Consider the following 18,089-nt stretch of genomic DNA (forward strand, 5'->3'; position numbering starts at 1 on the left):
CTTCAGCCTGCAATGTCGAAGCGGGAACGCAGGGCGATGAAATGATCGAGAGCCGCCTTGCCGTGCAGGTCGTGAAGGTCCGCGAGGTCTTCGTGGTCTTCGACCTCCGCGAGACCCATCTCGAAGCGTTGGTAGCGGCGTTGCGCCAGTGAACCCTCGTACAGGACACGGATGTCCGAATGCCGGCGGTCCGCCGCCAACCGGCGCATCAGCGACATCACCGATCCGGGCGGCCCCTCCAGATGCTGGCAGAAGCGCAGGCCGTCAAAGACGAGCAGTCCCGTAATCCCTTCATGAACGTTTCTCGCCCGGGCCTGGGACACGATATGCCCCACCACCGTGGTTGACTGATCGGATGCGAGTTTGCTGCAGTAGAGGATTTCCTGGAATTCCATCGGTGTCGGAAAAGAATCGGGGAGTGAAGGCGACCGCAGTTTAGGAGCCGCGGCCGATCCGTGAAATGTCAAAAGACACTCATGAAGCGCCGCTCCCTCGCGACCCGGCATATATAGTGCCAGCGTGAAACTCGAGGACTATCCGCCTCCCGCCATTCCCCCAAGCGGCAACGACCCCTGCGACCGATGCGGGCTTCGTGCCAATGCCGCGTTCCTTAAGGTCGCCGGCGACGAATTGCGCGTCATCGAGAAATTCCGGCATGGTTCGCGCGTCGTCCAGGCGGGCAAGCCCATCGTCGACGAATACCGCCCCGGCGCCTCTCTCTTCACGCTCTACGCCGGCTGGGCTTTTCGCTTCAAGACGCTGAGCGACGGCCGTCGGCAGATACTGAGCTTCCTGCTGCCCGGCGATTTCATCGGCCTGCAGGACGAATTCGCCGATGGCTTCACACATGGGGTCGAGGCAGTGACCGACGTCACGCTCTGCGTCTTCAAGCGAGACGAACTCTGGGACTTGTTCCACGCGCATCCGAAGCTCGGCTATGAGATCACGTGGCTGGCCGCGCGCGAGGAAAAGATGGTGGACGACAACCTCGTGACGGCGGGCAGGCGCAATGCGAGCGAAAGAGTCGCGATGCTGCTGATGCATCTCTATCGCCGTGCCGAGCGCGTCGGCATGGTGCGCGACGGCTGGGTCGAGTTTCCCTTCAACCAGCAGCACATCGCCGACGCGCTCGGGCTTTCGCTGGTGCACACGAACAAGACCCTGCGCCGGCTGCGGCACCTGAACCTTCATCGCCTGGAAGACGGCTGGCTGCGAATCCTGGAACCCCGGGCCCTTGAATCGCTGGGTGACTACTTCGAACGGCCGCTGCGTCCGGTTCCGCTGATCTGAGTGTCGGCGCATTGCCATCGTTGCCGTATCGCTGTCGGATCGTTGTTTTTATCGCGTATCGTCAGGTTCCCATCCAGAACCCCTTCCACCGCACGCACCAATGAACCTGCTCTCCCGGCTGCGCCAGATCGTCATGGTGAGCGGCGTCGAGTCTTTCAGCGTTGGGGTCGCCGGCATCACCGGGCTCTTGATCGTCAACGTGATGCCCAAGGACCAGTACGCGGTGTACACCTTCCTCATCACCTGCCTGCAGTTGATCATGGGCATCACCGATCTCGGGTTGTCCAAATGCCCGCTGCCGATCGTCGGCCAGCGAAGCTCCGAAGTGCACTGGGTGATGGGTGTGTGCGGACAGGTCTTTCGTCGCCGAACGCTGATGCTCATCGTGAGCTTCGCGGTCGTCATTCCATATGGCATCTACACCTTCATTCAGCACCAGTGGCTGCTGTGGGCCTATGCCTGGGCGGCGCTGATGGTGGTCGCGTCGGTGCTGGCGTCGCTGCGCGGCAGCTTTGCCGGGACCGTGCTCGTGATCCTTGGGCAGGTGTCGGCGATCAGCCGCATCACCTTCTTCGTGACCGCATCGCGGTTCCTCATGGTCGGCGCCGTTCTGCTGCTGCCGCTGACGCCTTATTCGATTGCATTTCTCTTGTGCGCCACGGTGGTTTCGGAGTTGTTTGCCATCGTTCTTTATCGACGGGAGTTCAAGGCGAGGAAGATCGAGGAAACGCGGCTGAGCGCGACGGAAGAAAAGCAGATCGACGGCCAGATCCTCAAGATCGTCGTTCCACTGATTCCGTCGGCCATCTTCTTCCAGGTGCAGGGCGCGATCACGATCTTCCTGGCTTCGCTTTTCGGCACCGCGACCACAGTGGCCGAGATCGGCGCCTTCGGAAGGTTGGCGCTTGCACTGGCAATCGTCGACAGGGTCGGGGCTATTCTTCTCTTCCCGGTCATTGCGCGGGCGCCTGCCGGGAAGCGGCTCGTTTCGTTGATTGCAAAGGTGCACCTCGCTTATCTGGGTGCCTTGTTCCTTTTGCTGGTGACGGCGGTCTTTTTGCCGCAATATTGGATTATTTTACTCGGGGCAAAATATCAGAACATGGTACCCTATGTCTGGATGCTTTTTCTTTCGACCATTCTCATGAATGGCGCCGGCTTTGCCTTCATGACGCTGGCGGTGCGCGGATTTACCGAAAAGCAGGCATACGCCGTCATATTCGTGATCTTGTTGCAATGCGCATTTTTATGGAGATTCGGGGCAGGCACGCTTCCTATGATTCTCTGGTTCAACATCGTGACGTGCGCCGCCCATTTCGTGTATCAATATGTCCTGCTGTTCCTCAAATGGCCCGATTTGAAGAAAGAGCCGGAGCCGGAACCTGAATTGGAATGTTCAACGCCATGAATAAGCCGAGAATAAGCATCGTCGTCCCTTCGTACAACCAAGGGAAATACATCGAGGAAACGCTGCTTTCAATCTTCAACCAGGACATTGACGGGCTGCAGCTCATCGTGATGGACGGCGGCAGCACCGACGAGACGGTCGATGTGCTCAAGAAGTATTCCAGCCGCATCGATTTCTGGGTCTCGGAGCGAGATGGCGGACAGACGGACGCCATCAACAAGGGCTTGAAGCATGCAAAGGCGGACATCGTCGGCTGGCTGAACAGCGACGACGTGTATCTGCGGGGCGCCTTGAAGAAGGTGCTGCGCGTTTTCGACGAGAACCCGGAAGTCGGCGTGGTGCATGGCGACCGTTTGATGCTGAATGCCGAATCGCACGTGATCGGCTGGGTGTGCGGGCGAGTCTTCAATCCTGCCGAACATGGCTACAACGTTGCGAGCGAAACCGCCTTTTGGCGCGCCAATGCGATGTCCGAAGAGCTCAATGCGTCCTTGCGCTTTGCGATGGACCTCGACTGGTTCAGCCGGCTTTATCTTGCAGGCGCCAAATTTCACATGATCCCGGATTTCATCGGCGGCTTTCGCTGCCATGCCGAGGCCAAATCTGCGACGCTGCAACACGTCGCTCACGAGGAATCCGAGCGGCTATGGACTGCCTACTTTTCAAACGACAACTGGAAAATGGGCGGGCTCAGTGACCAGCGCCGGTTTTATAGCCGATTGCTGACGCGGCCTTTCATGCTCACCATTCCATTTTTTTACCAGCGATTCATTCTTCGCCCATTTGCGAATCGTCGAAAAACGGCTGCATCCTGACCGGCATGTATTTGAAAAAAAAGACCGTGAATATCGGGGCATGATGATCGCAGGAAAAATAAGAGCTGTCGGCATGGAGTTTTTGATCTATTTGACCAATCACTGGATCAATAGAATCCCCTCGCACTTCTTGCGGCATGCCTGGTACGCGCGCGTCATGGCTTTTGAAATCCAGCCCGGAACAAGCCTCCTCATGGGGACGACTTTCGACACGCGCGGCCAACTGTGGATCGGGCCGAATTCGGTCGTCAATGAAAAGTGCCGGCTGGACAACCGCGCCGGCCTGACCATCGGGAGCAATGTCTCCATCAGCTCCGAGGTCATGATCCTCACGGCCACGCACGATGTGCAGTCGCCCACTTTCGCAGGCATCGACCTGCCGGTAGTGATTGATGACTACGTGTGGATCGGCGCACGCGCAATCATCTTGCCGGGCGTGCATCTCGGGCGTGGGTCGGTGGTCGCAGCAGGTTCGGTCGTGACCGCCGACGTGCCTGAAAATGCGGTCGTGGGCGGCATTCCCGCCCGCCCGATCGGCAGTCGCGAGGTCGAGTTGACCTATCAGCTCGACTATCGACGGCTTTTCCACTGAACAGCTTCCTGAGCGATCCGAATCGCTCCCATCGCATGTCTGAATCGCAATCCTCTTTGCAGACCTCGTCGCAGACCTCGTTGCAAACTTCCTCGGAAACCTCCTCGCAATACGCCGCATCGGCGCTCGACATCGTCATCATGGCCGCCGGCAAAGGCACGCGCATGAAGAGCAGCCTGCCCAAGGTCTTGCACAAACTGGGCGGCCGGTCGCTCGTCGCGCACGTGATCGACACGGCGGCGCGCGTCGGCGCACGCAACATCGTCGTGGTCACCGGACATGGTGCGGCCGACGTCGAGTCGGCGATGGACGGCGCAGTGCCGGGCGTGGCGCCGCTTTTCGCGCGGCAGGTTCCGCAACTTGGCACCGGCCACGCGATGCAGCAGGCGATGCCGCTTCTGCCGGACGACGGCACCGTGGTCGTGCTTTCCGGCGACGTGCCGCTCATCGGCGAATCGACCTTGCGAGCGCTGGTGGCCGAAAGCGCCGGGAGGCGGCTCGCGCTGCTCACCATCCAGGTGGACAAGCCGACCGGCTATGGCCGCATCGTGCGCGCGCCGGCTCAAGAGGAGGGCGAGGGTGAAGTGCTCGCCATCGTCGAGGAGAAAGACGCCAGCGAAGCCCAGCGTGCCATCACGGAGGTCTACACCGGCGTCATGGCTGTGCCGGCCCGGCTCCTCCGAAGCTGGCTCACGCGGCTCGACAACAAGAACGCGCAAGGCGAGTACTACCTGACGGACGTCGTCGGCTTTGCCACTGTGGACGGTGTTCCGGTGGTTGCACACCGCACCGACGATGCCTTGCAAGTGGCCGGCGTGAACAGCCCGGCGCAGCTGGCGTCGCTGGAGCGCGCCTATCAATTGCGCCAGGCCGATGCACTGATGGCGCAGGGGGTTCGCCTGGCCGATCCGGCGCGATTTGATCTGCGCGGCACGCTCGCGTGCGAAGCGGATGTCGAAATCGACGTCAACTGCGTGTTCGAAGGGGCCGTGTCGCTCGGAGCCGGCGTGCGCATCGGCGCCAACTGCGTCATCGCCAATGCGCGCATCGAGACGGGCTCGGTGATCCATCCCTTTACGCACATCGACGGCGACAAGGCTGGCGTGACGGTGGGCGCGGGCTCGCTGGTGGGACCATTCGCGCGTTTGCGCCCGGGAACGCGCCTGGGTGCCGAGGTGCACATCGGCAACTTCGTCGAAGTCAAGAATTCGACGCTCGCCGCCGGAGCGAAGGCCAATCACCTCGCCTATCTGGGGGATGCCACCGTGGGCCAACGCGTCAACTACGGCGCCGGGAGCATCACCGCCAACTACGACGGCGCCAACAAGCACCGCACACTGATCGGTGACGACGTGCACGTCGGCAGCAACTGCGTGCTGGTCGCGCCCGTCACCATCGGCGCGGGCGGCACGATCGGCGGCGGTTCGACCATCACCAAGAGCACGGATCCCGGTGCGTTGTCGATCTCGCGTGCGCGGCAGGTGAGCTTCGCGAACTGGGCGCGTCCGCAGAAGGCGCCCAAGAACTGAAGCCGGCAGAACGGCGTGACGGCCTATGTGAGGCCGGGCAGAGGCAACCGCGGCGCGAACTTGGCGCGCTTGACGCTGAAAAACGCCTTCACGTTGCGCACGTTGGCGTCGCTCGTGAAGAGCCTCTGCGCCAGTGCCTGATAGCCCGGCATGTCGCGCACAGTGACGACCAATACAAAGTCCGGTCCCGGCGAAACGCGGTAGCACTGTTGGACGGTTTCGTCGGCTACAACCCGCTGCTCGAAAGCATCGAGCGCCGACGCATCCTGCCGATCCAGCGAGATCTCCACCACCGCGGTGAGGAGCGGCCCGACCTGCTCGGCATTGAGGATCGCGACCTGACTTTCGATCCAACCCGCCTCGCGCAGGCGCCGCACGCGACGCAGGCACGTCGGCGGAGAGATGCTGAAGCGCTCGGCCAGCGACTGATTGCTCTGGGAAGCGTCTCGTTGGAGCGCATCCAGAAGGCGCAGATCGATGCTGTCGAGGTCTGAAAATTTCATTATTCAGCCGTTTCTGAAATATTAGATCGAATATTTGAGCAAGTGAAATCGCTTGTCAATTTTCGCCTAAAAGAAGATCACAAATTTCATGCCGTGAAACATAGGATCGCTCCGTACCAATCTATTCAGGAGCAACCCATGTGTGGCATCGTCGGCGCTGTTTCCGGTCGCGACATCGTTCCCGTCCTCGTGCAAGGCCTGCAGCGTCTCGAATACCGCGGCTATGACTCCTGCGGTGTGGCCGTGTATGCCGGCGGACTGCAGCGCGCTCGCACGACCTCGCGCGTGGCCGACCTGTTGACCCAGGTGAAGACCGATCGCATCGAAGGCACCACCGGCATCGCCCACACGCGCTGGGCGACCCACGGTGCGCCGGCGGTCCACAACGCGCACCCTCATTTCAGCCATGGCCCCGGCGCGGACGCCGAGGCAGCGCGGCCGGGTCGCATCGCGATCGTGCACAACGGCATCATCGAGAACCATGAAGCGCTGCGCGCGGCGTTGCAAGCCAAAGGCTATGCATTCGCGAGCCAGACGGACACCGAAGTCATCGCGCATCTCGTGGACAGCCACTACGACGGCGATCTCTTCGAAGCTGTGAAGGCCAGCGTCAAGGAGCTGCACGGCGCTTATGCGATTGCCGTGATCTCCCGCGACGAACCGCACCGTGTCGTCGGCGCGCGTGCCGGGTCGCCGCTGATCCTCGGAGTGGGCGCAGAGGAGGGCGAAAACTTTCTCGCGAGCGATGCGATGGCACTCGCCGGAGTGACGGACCAGATCGTGTACCTCGAAGAGGGCGACGTGGTCGACATCCAGCCCGGCAAGTACTGGATCGTCGACCGCACGCACAAGCCGGTGAATCGCCTTGTGCGCACAGTTCAGGCGCACAGCGGCGCGGCCGAACTCGGGCCCTATCGCCATTACATGCAAAAGGAAATCTTCGAGCAGCCGCGCGCCATTGCCGACACGCTCGAGGGTGTGGAAGGCGTCGTGCCCGAACTCTTTGACGGCGCTGCCGTCGATGGCGAGCCCGGCGCCGCTGCATGGCGAGTCTTCAAGGACATCGACAAGGTCCTCATCCTGGCCTGCGGCACCAGCTATTACAGCGGCTGCACGGCAAAGTACTGGCTCGAAGGCATTGCCAAGATCCCGACCCAGGTCGAAATCGCGAGCGAATACCGCTACCGCGACTCCGTGCCCGATCCGAAGACGCTGGTCGTCACCATCAGCCAGTCCGGCGAGACGGCCGACACGCTGGCCGCATTGAAGCACGCGCGTTCATTGGGCATGACGCAGACGCTCACCGTCTGCAATGTCGCGACCAGCGCGATGGTGCGCGAATGCAAGCTGGCCTACATCACGCGCGCCGGGGTGGAGATCGGCGTGGCTTCGACCAAGGCCTTCACGACGCAGCTGGCGGGGCTCTTTCTGCTCACGCTGGCGCTCGCGCAAGCCAAGGGCCGATTGTCCGATGCCGATGAAGCGCGCTACTTGAAGGAAATGCGGCATCTGCCGGTCGCACTGCAGTCGGTGCTCGCGCTGGAGCCGCAGATCATCAGCTGGGCCGAGGACTTCGCGCGAAAGGAAAACGCGCTGTTCCTCGGGCGCGGACTGCACTACCCGATTGCGCTCGAAGGCGCGCTCAAGCTCAAGGAAGTGACCTACATCCATGCGGAGGCGTATGCGGCCGGCGAGCTCAAGCATGGCCCCCTCGCGCTGGTCACCAGCGAGATGCCCGTCGTCACCGTCGCACCCAACGACGCACTGCTGGAGAAGCTCAAGAGCAATTTGCAGGAAGTGCGCGCGCGCGGCGGCGTGCTCTATGTGCTGGCCGACGGCGACACGCGCATTGAAAGCGGCGAAGGACTCCACGTGATCCGCATGCCCGAGCACTACGGCGCGTTGTCGCCGCTGCTGCACGTGGTGCCGCTGCAGTTGCTCGCGTATCACACGGCTTGCGCCCGGGGGACGGATGTGGACAAGCCGAGGAATCTGGCGAAGAGCGTGACTGTGGAGTGATGGGGCTCGGGGGGGGGGCAATCACCCTCGATTTGCTAAGGTTGTGGATATTTTCTTCGAGGGGACGGGGTCGGATTTGCTAAAAATATGCGTTGTGGATATTTTCGGCTATAAATTTTCGCCTTTCACCAGGACTGAGCGCAGCATTGGGAGTGTGCGTCGTGGCGGCGTGCACCTTCGACGTCTGACCTAGTACCGACATTCGAAGCGCGATTGCAGGTCCACGTCGAACGGGCAAGCTGTCGCTCACTCCCGAGAGTGCTCAATAGAACGTAGGCCGTCGTGCGCTGCGTTTCCGCATAAGGCCTAGGAATGGCGAAGTTGGTCAGGGTCGCGCAGGTCATCGGCGCCACGCCCGGCGTCACTCCGCCTTCCAAGCTGGAAGCGCTCTACGATCCGAATGGCAAAAATCCTTCCTCAAGCGGTCTTCTCGAAGTGCCTGCTGCGTGAAGGAGGATTCAGCTTTTCGAAGGAGCGAGGCCCCCTGCCTGAACGCTTTGTGGGGCGTTGTGGTCGGTCTGATCGCGATCGTTATTCACGTTCGACCGCGTGCTCATGTCGGGGAGTTCGTTTTTTGGCTAGACAATCTGGCCAATGAGCAAGGCGGGCATTCAATCAAATCGAGGCGACGGCTATCAAACATTGGTGGCATTCGACTGGGCGCTGACCATCCTTTCGGATCCGAGCTATGAGTGGATTGAAGTTGACTCGGCAGCCCTGCCTGTAGACGATGTTGTGATCGGCAAATCCGACGGCACGAGGATCTGCTGTCAATGCAAGAAGAATCAGGTGGGATTCCAATCATGGACCGTCGGCGATCTCGCTGAAGAGCTAAGAAAGGCAGACAGTCTGCTTGCTCAGGAGCCGAATTCGCTGGTCCGCTTCTACTCACGTAGTCCTTTTGGCGAGCTTGCGCACCTAAGGGAGTTCATTCTTACCTTCCCTGACGAAGCAACCTATCAGGCTTCCCTTGGTCAAGGCACACGGGTCATCGATGCAAAGCTTCGTCAAAACCTCTCACACTTTTCTCCATTCGAGTTTCTGCGACGCACGGATTTCGTCACCACCGAGCAGCTTGATCGAATGCAGTTGCTGCTGCACGAAAGGCTGCGCCGTCTAGTCAACAACTCTTCCGCCGCCTATGACGCGATCTGGACGCATCTGGATCATCTCGGGATGCGCATGAGTGCGGACGACCAGGTTGTCAACGTCCAGCATCGGCTGAGAAAAGGGGAGCTTGTCGCCCTCTTGGAGCGCTCGGGTGCGCTGCTAAGCGGATCAATCGACGTTGATCAGGTCCGAGAATCGTTCGAAGGAACATCTGCGATCGGCCGGGCGTGGCGCAGAGAAATTGGCAACACCCGTCTCCTAAATTCGGCTGTTGAAGCACTAATCGCTGCTATCGATGCCAAGCACCGCTCGATCCTACTGACGGGTCAACCTGGCGCGGGAAAAACGTGCGTCATGCTCGAACTTCAAGAGGCGCTCGAGGAGCGCGCAAGAACTGAACGCGACATCCTTCCTCTATTTATTCAAACTCGCGAATTCGCAGATATAACGACTGTAATTGAGCGCGAGGCGCAAGGCTTGTCGAAGCGGTGGGTAGAGGACGTAGCGCGAATGGCCGAAACCGTCCATGTAGCGGTTCTTGTCGAATCGCTTGACGTGCTTTCGATCGCGCGCGAGCACAGCGTCCTAACATACTTTTTGGCCCAGATCGATCGCGTTCTGCTTGTGCCCAATGTTTCGGTCATTGTCGCATGTCGCGAGTTTGATCGTCACTACGACCGAAGGATCGCCCAAAGAAACTGGGACAAAATCATTGAGTGCTATCCGCTGGATTGGAGTAGCCAGATCGCTCCACTGCTCGCGGAGCAGTCTATAGACCCTGCGTCAATAGATTCTACGACTCGTGAGCTTGTCAAGAATCCCAGAGAGCTGGCCCTTTTCCTCGACTTGGCTGCAAGAAGGGGAGCGTCAAACGAAGTTACTAGCCAATCGCTAGCGATGAACTACCTAGCCTCAGTGCTCGAAGGCGAGAGCGGCATTGGTGGCGCTGCGATTCGTGTCGTCGAGGACATCGCTAAAGAAATGCACAATTCGCGCAGCGTAGCCGTGCCGAGACAGCGATTCACAGGCTCGATCGAAATGCTACGAAGGCTTCTTAGCAGCAACATTTTGATCGAAACCGATCTCGGCATGCTTGCGTTCGGACATCAAACGTTACTAGACGTCTTAATAGTCAGTGGGGCTATGCGTCGCGGTCTAACACTAGACGCATTTATTCGCGATCTCCCGCCAGTCCCCTTTGTACGACCGAGCATTCGTAGCTTCATTCGACAACTGCTCAGTGGGGATCGCCGCGAATTAAGAAAGCAACTTCGTACGGTACTGTCCGGAAGCCTACCGTTTCATGTTCGTCGACTTGTTGCCGAAACCTTCGCGGAACTGCTCCCGGACCCTGGCGACTGGCTCCTTCTCAGAGACCTGAGAAATAACTTTCGTGACGTTTTTCAGGTTATTTACACTCAGGCAGTCCGATTGGAATGGCACGATTTTTGGCTCAATCAGCTAATACCGCATCTGAAAGCTGAGCGCGACGCTGCAGGACTTTCGATGCACGTGAATCTGATCGCACAGTGGAAGGATGTTGCGCCTGCATCAGTCTTCGGGTTTTGGGCAGAAGCAATGGCTCTGGATTGGTCGGACAAGAATCAGATGTCACGAAATCTGGAGTTCGCATTGCGGGACCTCAGTTCTGCAAGCGCTCCAGCCGCGGCTCCATTGGTCCTCTCGTTGATGAATTTGCCTCGACAGGAGCATTCGACACTTGGTCGCGCACTCGCTCGATGTATCGATGCGGGCGCCATTGAAGACGCGCTGCTCTGGCGGTATATCGCGGAAGGCCTCAGCGAGGCGGACGTTCGAGGCTACCAGTTGGGGCAGCATCTCCGCTGTCAACCTCACGAGTTTGGAAAAGACGGTGACGACTTCCTGGCGCGCTGCATGCGGCGATCGGACGTGCTGATGGATCTGGTGCTGGCATCTTTTGAGCGTTGGAGCGATCTCAAGCGGTACGACCCATCAGAGCGTGGTTTGTGGAGCGGATTCCTCAGGGACACCTCGTACATGGACTCTCGCCAAGAGCAAGATTTTCACCATAGAGACGGCGTACGCATCCTATTTGATGCGGTGGAGGCATCCATTTGTTCCCATGCCCGCTCTCACAGCAATTGGTGGAGGTCGAACCGCGCACGGCTGTGTTTTAGCCACGATGGCGGTCTTCGCTACCTTGCAATCGTTGCATGCATTGAGAATTTTTCGTTGAACTTGGACATCATCTCGAGAATGCTGAGTGACAAGGAGTCACTCGAGTCGGAACTCGCATACGATCTCGGCACGCTCTTGAATGCCAGCTATGCGCTACTTGACGCTAGCGCGCAGGATCGAATTCAGGAATTCATCTTGCTGATGAATTCAGATTCCTCCGATGAGCGACCTTGGATCGTCTTGCAACAGGCGCAATTGATCAAAGCGATTCCCTGCTACCTTCGGTCGGAGGCTGCGACGGCCGTGCTTGAAGAGGTTGAGAAGAAGTGTTTTCCATTCGTGCGTGCACCGGCGATATTAGGGCGAGGGGGGTTTGTAAGGCCGCCATTCACGTTCCAAGTATTTCTTGATAGCGGTGACCTCGCAGTACTCGAATTGTTGTCGCACTACGCCGGTCACGTTGCTCGAAGTTCCTTTGATGATTTTCTGTCGGGAGGGGCGCGGGAGGTCGGGGTTCAATTGCGTGAGGCGGCGTCGCGGCGACCGACTCGATTCCTGGCGCTTCTGAGCGAGCACTGGGCCGTTCTCTCGAATGATTTTTGCGATGACCTCTTGGAGGGAGTGGCAGACTATTTGAACCGTCGGTTTGGCAATCTCCAACCGAACCAGGATTGGATGCCTGATGATGAGTCGACTGGGAGCGAGGTTGCGAGTCGAGTCTTGGATGAGCTAGAGCGGCATCCCGCGCACTGGTATAAAAACCGCGCGGCATCGTCCGCGCTTCAGGGGTGCGCGCATGCAGTTCAAAGCATCAGTGACGCCGGGCGTGTCGTGTTCCTCTCACTGGGTTTCGCATCCTTGGGCGAGGAGAGTTCAGTACGCGGCGACAATGTCGATCTAGTGAGTCGAGGCATCAACATGATGCAGGGCCACATCGCAGAAGCTCTTATGACTCTCCCCAGTCAGCTTCGTGGAACCAATTTGCAGTGGCCTGACACGCTTGGGCCCGCGCTTCGGAGACTTGCCGCGCACGAGAGTCTGCCGATTCGAGCCGTGGTCCTCAGACTCCTCCCTCGCCTTCAAAGCCATCATCCGGAGATCGGGTGGGAGATGTTTGCGCTAGCCATGGCAGGCGATACGACGGGACTTTGGCCGGTCGCCGAAACATGCCTCTACTACGCCTACTTCCAACGCTTCGACGTTGTTACTTCTTGGCTGAAGAAGCTGTACCGCGAGGGGAGTGGAAGAGACCTGAAGACTTGGGGAAGAATATCTGCGCTAGCAGCGCTTTCCGAACGGACGCCCCTTGTTCAGGTTATTGATGATTTGAATGCAAAGGGCGATGTGGAAGCGTGGAGTGGCGCGGCCAGCGTTTGGACGCACGGCGGAAACCTGCATGCACACGCGGCCCCGTGCGTAAGCGCTATCGAAGTTGGTCTTAGCTCGTCCGATCCAATCGCGCAGAGCGTCGCGAGAAAGTTACGTCGAGTTTTCCATGAGCCGACGCCGCCAGTTATGCTGCCTTCACGATTGGTTCAACGTTTCTTTGAGTTGCTTGGCAGCAGTGACACTCATGAAAGAGACATCTATGGGTTCGATGGCTGGCTGAACTCGATTGCGACCGTGGACCCGGAAGCCGCGCTCGGAGCAGCGGAGTACTACGTTACTTACGCGGAGTCTCGTCGGGTGCCTGTTTACGACCACGCGAATAACTTTACTCAGCTTCTAACAAGGATCTTCGCACTGGCGGAAGAACAGGAAGAGTTAGATGGCGGCGTAATGCTCGGAAGAACCGTCGCTGTTCAGGATGCATTTCTGCGTCTTGGAGTCGCTGGCGTTAACGATTGGCTAAGAGCCGCAGAGCGCTTATAGGCTTCCTCTCACCTGGCCAGCCTCGGCAACGCAGCCAGCCGTGCAGATGCTGCGGTATTTGGCGGGATGTCCGAAAAGGCCTTCAGCGTTTCGCCGCGCGCGAGGTCGGTCGCCATTCGCTGCATCGGCGACTGCAAGCTGGATGGGCGGTCCGTCTATACCCCGGACGGAACTCACATGGTGACGACCCCCGATCAAGCCTGCGCGATCTCCTGCGATCGGATCATGCTGGTCGAAAACTTCGAGACCTTCAAGCAGGTTCAAGCGTATCGATGGATCCAATGGGACGCGGCCGACACCTTGGTTGTCTACCGAGGTGACCCCGAAAACCCGAATCAGCATGCCGCGCATCTCGTTCTAGCTAGAAGCGAGCCAGTGGTCGGGTTCTTCGACTTCGATCCAGCGGGACTCATGATGGCCAAGGCAATTCCATCGACCAGGTTCAAGGGCTTTGTGCTCCCGGATCAAGCATGGCTGGGTGCAGCGTGCGAATCCCCTCATGGGCGGCGGCTGTACGACCGCCAAGTGAGTGTGTATGGCGCCGCCCTGGACGCAACGAGCGAGCCGTTGATCAGCGAAAGGTGGGCGTTTATGAAATCCCTTGCCAGTGCAGTAGCGCAGGAAGCAATGCATCGCGCGTAGTTTGGACAGTCCGTCGAGTCTGCTCGCCCCATCACTGTTGAGCGTCCATAGTTTTCTCAACGTGGCGAAGCTGCACACGCAACCTCTGCATAAATGGTTTGTTCGTAACGAAGTCCTGGTGCGAATGAAAAGACGTCCTAATGACTTGCTTACCAATGTTGCCCGTTCCGAATGAGAGTGCCACGTGCCACATGCCGTTCCGGGGGACCGCTTCGACCAGCGAACAAGCTGTCCTACTTGACGACCGAACTAACTTTCTTGGACGCGCTCGACTCGACAACTCGCGCGGTATGTCGAAGTTCCTTCCTGTACCTCTTCGAAACGGCCGTAATCAGCACGGCCGGATCGACCTCGAGGCCCTCGGCGATGCGAAAGACGCTAGATAGAGAAGGCATCGCAATCCCCCGCTCGACCTTTGTCACAAAAGTGCGATGAATTTCGGCCAGAAGCGCGAACCGGTCCTGACTGAGTCCGAGCGCCAGCCTTCGAGCCTTGAGCTCTGCTGCAAACGCCCGGAGCAAGGCCGGATCTTGGTCGGAACGCATGAGACGAATCTCGCCTCTTGCGCGTTTTTGCGCACCAGCCTATCGGGTTCAAAATGCATGGAGCCGTACGAATTCTTGGAAGCGCTTCGGGCTGCGGTGCATTGAAACGACCGATGTGTTACCAACTAGGCTTGAGCTTTTAGGCACCAGCGTATAAGATACAAGCCGGGCTAGCGGACGACGCGAATGGCTGGCTGGATGCCTAGGACGGCTGAACTTGCAGATGGCCGTAGACAGGGCGATCGTGCGCGCGCCCCGACGGAGTGACCAGCATGAACGGTGCTCTCTTGAAAGCGCGCTTTCCGTACATGTTCGAAGGTGACCACGCTGGCCTGACCTTCTATCGCGGCTGGACGCCAATCCTGGGCCGCGCGTGCGAGCAGATCGACCGGCTCCTACCTCCCGGAAAACTTGGCTTTCGCTGGGTCCAACTTCGAGCCGACCAGGGCTGCGGACTCTTCTTGTACGTGTTGGGCGAGTTTCGATCGCTCGCTGTCAACCTCGAAGGCGATACGCGCCGAGCCATGATGTTCGCGGCCTACGATATTGCCGCTGATCTAACGCCCGAGGTCGATCGGGTTGTCCTTGAAGCCGAGCGCATGACAAGCACCGCCTGCATGGTCTGCGGCGGCCGTGCCGAAGCAGCCTCCTATTTTGGAACTGAGCTCACGCTGTGCAGCTTGCATGAGCCAAGCGCTCTTGGGCGCGACCGCGATGAAGGGCTTGAAGGCTTTTGGCGGCAGGCGATCGAGTGGGAGGCCCGGCCGTCGTGAACACGTATCGTCGAAGGATTGCTCCAGGCACCAACTCCGACGAGCCGGAGGGCTACGCCATGTACCGCACCGAAGCTTCTCAGGACTCGTATCAGGGAGCAGAAATTTTGCTTCCCATAGCGCTGCAGTGGCGCTTGGTCGAGGAACGTCAGCTGTTGGCGCGGGCCCGCGAGGAAGAAAGGAACACTGCGGCCATGGCACGTCTGCTGGCCGGACGCGACGTTTCCAGGGCTCCCGCGGCGCCGCCCGCCCATTTGCCGACAGGACCCGAGGACCGAGTCTCTTTCATCAAGCGGTTCGAGCGAGGTGTGGCGCGTCGCGATCGGAAGCGGCTTCATCCGGTACTGAAAGCCGAAGAGGTTCTACGTGTGCTTGACAAGACGGCAACCGTCCGGAACAAGGACGAGCACAAGCGCGAGCTTGAATTGATGGAGAAGGTGAAGTCGTTGGGCGCCCTCAGGCAAGTCGCAAGTCCAAATCGTTGTCCGGATCGATGGGCTCGATCGGTGGAAGGCTTGCGCGCGTCCCATCCACACTTTCTGCACGTCACTGACTTCGTCTTCGAGCATGTAGCGCTGGCGATGAGCAGCAAAGGGCCGCTTTCAATCCCTCCGCTGCATCTGTGGGGGCCGCCGGGGATCGGCAAGTCTCACTATGCCAACGACCTGGCAATCGCACTTGGTGCGCCGCTACGGCGGCAGTCCATGGAGAACGCCCAAACGACTTCTTTGCTGCTTGGCACGGAGCGGCATTGGAGTACCGCATGTCCTGGCGCGGTATTCGAAGAGATCGTGCTGGGGAGATTCGCGAATCCTGTTTTCCTGATCGATGAGCTCGACAAGGCTCCGGCGAATTCAACGTATGACCCGCTGAAACCGCTGCATTCCTTGCTCGAGCCGCTTACAGCGACGACCATCCGCGATGCCGCGCTAGACATCACATTCGACGCGAGCTTGGTCATCTACATCGCCGCCTCAAACGACCCAACGAAACTTCCGGAATCGCTGCGCTCGAGGTTTTCGGAGTTCCACATTCCGCTTCCCCACGGAGAGGACGCCCTTCAGATCGCGCAGGTAGTGGCGGCTCGCACTGTTGAGAAGCTATCGGTACCAGACTTCCTCCCGCCAGAGCCAAGGTTGGCATACCGGCTCGCCCACCTCACACCTCGAGGCATTCGAAAGGCGATACAGCGCGCGGTGGCACATGCCCTCGTCAATGACCGCAGATATCTCAAACCTTCTGATCTGCCCGCCGATTTGCTCGACGAAGACGCGACGAAGGTCGTGCTTCACTGACGTGGGGAGGAGACATGAGAGCCGGACGACGAAGCGACTCCGACGGTGCGTATGCAGCGACCTCGGCGACGAAGAACATCCTGAAAGCTGGAGCCGATGTACGAAGGGCCCGGCTGGCAGCGGCCGACATGCTCTCGATCAATCAGGCTGCGAGCTTGCTCAACGTTGAACCTTCGGCTGTTCTGTCTTGGTCTCGGCGAAGGCAGTGCATCGCCATCGCCGACAGTGAAGGAGCTCTCAGACTCCCGAATTGGCAGTTCCAACCGGAGGTTTGGCTCGTTATTGAAGACGTCTTGGAAGCCCTTGGGACTACTGACGCGTGGCAGCTGCTGAATTTTCTGGAAAGCCCCGCCGACTCTCTGGCAGGACTGACGCCGCGCACCGCCCTGGAACGCGGCTCGAATGTCGGGCGAGTGCTGGCTGCTGCCGTCGCCCATGCTCACTGAGGTGCAAGCGTGAAGCTCCTCGTCTTGTCCGACCTACACGCTGAGTTCGAGACTTTCGAGGTCCAGCCCGGCCTGGACTACGACGTGGCCGTTCTTGCGGGCGACATCGTGGCGCCCGGCCGCGCAGTTGCTCGCTGGCTGCGAGCGCCGGAACGCTTCGGCAACAAGCCCGTCGTTCAGGTCGCTGGCAACCATGAATACTACGAAGCGGTACTGTCGCATGAACTGATCAGCATGCGCTCTGAGGCGCGGGATCAGCGGGTTCACTTCCTCGATTGCGACGAAGTCGTGCTCGCCGGCGTGCGCTTCCTTGGCTGTACGCTGTGGACCGACTTTCGGCTACGCATTGACGATCACGGATTCGCAGGTCAGCCGGTGCGTCTCCTGTCGGACCGATACCGTTCCATGGCGGAGTGCTCGCGCAATCTCGCCGATTACGCGGCCATCCGTGTCGATGATCCACACACGTCGAACTCTAGAGGATCGAGGCGCTTGGTCCCAATGGACACCTTGCAGCTCCACCGCCGACATCGATCCTGGTTGCGCGCGAAGCTAGAAGAGCCGTTTGACGGGCCGACGGTCGTTGTGACGCATCATGCGCCACATCGAGGTTCGCTCGCGCCTAGGTTCACAGACGACTGGGCTTCCGGAGGCTTCGTAAACGAACTGCGACCCGAGTTCTTCAGGGTCCCCGCCCTCTGGGTGCACGGCCACACCCACGATAGCTTCGACTACAAAGTCGAGGGCTGCCGGGTCGTCTGCAACCCTCGTGGGTACTTAAACTGGCATGGTGAGTTCGAGAACAAGGCATTCGATCCTGGCCTGGTGGTCGAGGTCGAGTGCCCCATGAACGAGAGGAATCGTCCGGGGAGTACCGCGTCGTCTTTGTTGGCCCTGGCTACCGAGGTTTTCGGCGTCGACGCCCATGCTTGGTTGAAGACGCCACATCATCTCCTCTCAGGTGCAACGCCATCCGCATTTGCGGCTGAAGGTGGCACGGAAAGGGTGCGGTCAATTCTCTTGGCGATCCAGTACGGAGGACCTGTATGAGCTGCGGGGCGCAAGGCGCGACGGCGCCCTATGCTAGATC

The 18,089-nt window shown here is 59.5% G+C and carries 16 protein-coding genes; 13 read left to right on the forward strand and 3 right to left on the reverse strand.

Annotated features, from left to right (window positions below; genetic code table 11):
- Positions 1 to 2: 2 nt before the first annotated feature.
- Positions 3 to 395 (reverse strand): BLUF domain-containing protein, encoded by a 393-nt coding sequence (locus tag AC1DEK_RS15135; protein WP_478126068.1) that lies wholly within the window; start codon positions 393 to 395, stop codon positions 3 to 5.
- 124 nt (positions 396 to 519) lie between these two features.
- Here AC1DEK_RS15135 and AC1DEK_RS15140 point away from each other — a divergent pair, with 124 nt between their 5' ends.
- The 5 genes from AC1DEK_RS15140 to glmU all read left to right on the forward strand — a co-directional run bounded on the left by AC1DEK_RS15140 (position 520) and on the right by glmU (position 5,634).
- Positions 520 to 1,290, forward strand: a complete 771-nt coding sequence (locus AC1DEK_RS15140; protein WP_478126069.1) for a Crp/Fnr family transcriptional regulator — start codon at positions 520 to 522, stop codon at positions 1,288 to 1,290.
- 187 nt (positions 1,291 to 1,477) lie between these two features.
- Positions 1,478 to 2,698 (forward strand): MATE family efflux transporter, encoded by a 1,221-nt coding sequence (locus AC1DEK_RS15145; protein ID WP_478126070.1) that lies wholly within the window; start codon positions 1,478 to 1,480, stop codon positions 2,696 to 2,698.
- Positions 2,695 to 3,513 carry a glycosyltransferase family 2 protein gene (locus AC1DEK_RS15150; RefSeq protein ID WP_478126071.1) on the forward strand — a complete coding sequence of 273 codons (819 nt, stop codon included), beginning with the start codon at positions 2,695 to 2,697 and terminating at the stop codon, positions 3,511 to 3,513. The genes AC1DEK_RS15145 and AC1DEK_RS15150 overlap by 4 nt, the downstream gene beginning before the upstream one ends.
- Positions 3,482 to 4,105, forward strand: a complete 624-nt coding sequence (locus tag AC1DEK_RS15155; protein ID WP_478126072.1) for an acyltransferase — start codon at positions 3,482 to 3,484, stop codon at positions 4,103 to 4,105. Before AC1DEK_RS15150 ends, AC1DEK_RS15155 begins: the two co-directional genes overlap by 32 nt.
- Before the next feature lie 140 nt (positions 4,106 to 4,245).
- Entirely contained in the window at positions 4,246 to 5,634 is a 1,389-nt protein-coding gene (gene glmU, locus AC1DEK_RS15160; protein ID WP_478126321.1) for a bifunctional UDP-N-acetylglucosamine diphosphorylase/glucosamine-1-phosphate N-acetyltransferase GlmU, read from the forward strand.
- Between the two features lie 23 nt (positions 5,635 to 5,657).
- Here glmU and AC1DEK_RS15165 read toward each other — a convergent pair whose 3' ends face one another.
- Positions 5,658 to 6,137 (reverse strand): Lrp/AsnC family transcriptional regulator, encoded by a 480-nt coding sequence (locus AC1DEK_RS15165; protein WP_478126073.1) that lies wholly within the window; start codon positions 6,135 to 6,137, stop codon positions 5,658 to 5,660.
- Positions 6,138 to 6,275: 138 nt separating this feature from the next.
- Between AC1DEK_RS15165 and glmS the strand changes: the two genes are divergently transcribed.
- From glmS to AC1DEK_RS15185, 4 genes are all read left to right on the forward strand, one after another.
- On the forward strand, positions 6,276 to 8,156 hold the full coding sequence (gene glmS, locus AC1DEK_RS15170) for a glutamine--fructose-6-phosphate transaminase (isomerizing) (protein ID WP_478126074.1): 1,881 nt from the start codon (positions 6,276 to 6,278) through the stop codon (positions 8,154 to 8,156).
- Between the two features lie 312 nt (positions 8,157 to 8,468).
- The gene (locus AC1DEK_RS15175) at positions 8,469 to 8,606 is read left to right on the forward strand and encodes a hypothetical protein (RefSeq protein WP_478126075.1); all 138 of its coding nucleotides are present in this window, start codon (positions 8,469 to 8,471) and stop codon (positions 8,604 to 8,606) included.
- Positions 8,607 to 8,750: 144 nt separating this feature from the next.
- Entirely contained in the window at positions 8,751 to 13,298 is a 4,548-nt protein-coding gene (locus AC1DEK_RS15180) for an NACHT domain-containing protein (protein WP_478126076.1), read from the forward strand.
- Positions 13,299 to 13,364: 66 nt separating this feature from the next.
- Positions 13,365 to 13,940 carry a DUF7281 domain-containing protein gene (locus tag AC1DEK_RS15185; protein ID WP_478126077.1) on the forward strand — a complete coding sequence of 192 codons (576 nt, stop codon included), beginning with the start codon at positions 13,365 to 13,367 and terminating at the stop codon, positions 13,938 to 13,940.
- A 233-nt stretch (positions 13,941 to 14,173) separates the two neighbouring features.
- Here the strand turns inward: AC1DEK_RS15185 and AC1DEK_RS15190 are convergent, their stop codons facing one another.
- Positions 14,174 to 14,485, reverse strand: coding sequence for a helix-turn-helix domain-containing protein (locus AC1DEK_RS15190; protein WP_478126078.1), 312 nt, complete (start codon positions 14,483 to 14,485; stop codon positions 14,174 to 14,176).
- Positions 14,486 to 14,757: 272 nt separating this feature from the next.
- Here AC1DEK_RS15190 and AC1DEK_RS15195 point away from each other — a divergent pair, with 272 nt between their 5' ends.
- The 4 genes from AC1DEK_RS15195 to AC1DEK_RS15210 are packed head-to-tail and all read left to right on the forward strand — an operon-like array spanning position 14,758 to position 18,049.
- Positions 14,758 to 15,258 (forward strand): hypothetical protein, encoded by a 501-nt coding sequence (locus AC1DEK_RS15195; RefSeq protein WP_478126079.1) that lies wholly within the window; start codon positions 14,758 to 14,760, stop codon positions 15,256 to 15,258.
- Positions 15,259 to 15,317: 59 nt separating this feature from the next.
- The gene (locus tag AC1DEK_RS15200; protein ID WP_478126080.1) at positions 15,318 to 16,553 is read left to right on the forward strand and encodes an AAA family ATPase; all 1,236 of its coding nucleotides are present in this window, start codon (positions 15,318 to 15,320) and stop codon (positions 16,551 to 16,553) included.
- A 14-nt stretch (positions 16,554 to 16,567) separates the two neighbouring features.
- On the forward strand, positions 16,568 to 16,999 hold the full coding sequence (locus AC1DEK_RS15205; RefSeq protein ID WP_478126081.1) for a hypothetical protein: 432 nt from the start codon (positions 16,568 to 16,570) through the stop codon (positions 16,997 to 16,999).
- Positions 17,000 to 17,008: 9 nt separating this feature from the next.
- Entirely contained in the window at positions 17,009 to 18,049 is a 1,041-nt protein-coding gene (locus AC1DEK_RS15210; RefSeq protein ID WP_478126082.1) for a metallophosphoesterase, read from the forward strand.
- Positions 18,050 to 18,089: the final 40 nt, after the last annotated feature.

The organism is Variovorax sp. 10N420 (assembly GCF_056394705.1).

Excerpts from the sequence above, each read along its gene's own strand:
- AC1DEK_RS15135 (WP_478126068.1), bottom strand. The coding sequence starts at position 395 with ATGGAATTCCAGGAAATCCTCTACTGCAGCAAACTCGCATCCGATCAG.
- AC1DEK_RS15150 (WP_478126071.1), top strand. The coding sequence starts at position 2,695 with ATGAATAAGCCGAGAATAAGCATCGTCGTCCCTTCGTACAACCAAGGG.
- glmU (WP_478126321.1), top strand. The coding sequence starts at position 4,246 with ATGGCCGCCGGCAAAGGCACGCGCATGAAGAGCAGCCTGCCCAAGGTC.
- AC1DEK_RS15165 (WP_478126073.1), bottom strand. The coding sequence starts at position 6,137 with ATGAAATTTTCAGACCTCGACAGCATCGATCTGCGCCTTCTGGATGCG.
- glmS (WP_478126074.1), top strand. The coding sequence starts at position 6,276 with ATGTGTGGCATCGTCGGCGCTGTTTCCGGTCGCGACATCGTTCCCGTC.
- AC1DEK_RS15175 (WP_478126075.1), top strand. The coding sequence starts at position 8,469 with ATGGCGAAGTTGGTCAGGGTCGCGCAGGTCATCGGCGCCACGCCCGGC.
- AC1DEK_RS15180 (WP_478126076.1), top strand. The coding sequence starts at position 8,751 with ATGAGCAAGGCGGGCATTCAATCAAATCGAGGCGACGGCTATCAAACA.
- AC1DEK_RS15185 (WP_478126077.1), top strand. The coding sequence starts at position 13,365 with ATGTCCGAAAAGGCCTTCAGCGTTTCGCCGCGCGCGAGGTCGGTCGCC.
- AC1DEK_RS15190 (WP_478126078.1), bottom strand. The coding sequence starts at position 14,485 with ATGCGTTCCGACCAAGATCCGGCCTTGCTCCGGGCGTTTGCAGCAGAG.
- AC1DEK_RS15195 (WP_478126079.1), top strand. The coding sequence starts at position 14,758 with ATGAACGGTGCTCTCTTGAAAGCGCGCTTTCCGTACATGTTCGAAGGT.
- AC1DEK_RS15200 (WP_478126080.1), top strand. The coding sequence starts at position 15,318 with ATGTACCGCACCGAAGCTTCTCAGGACTCGTATCAGGGAGCAGAAATT.
- AC1DEK_RS15205 (WP_478126081.1), top strand. The coding sequence starts at position 16,568 with ATGAGAGCCGGACGACGAAGCGACTCCGACGGTGCGTATGCAGCGACC.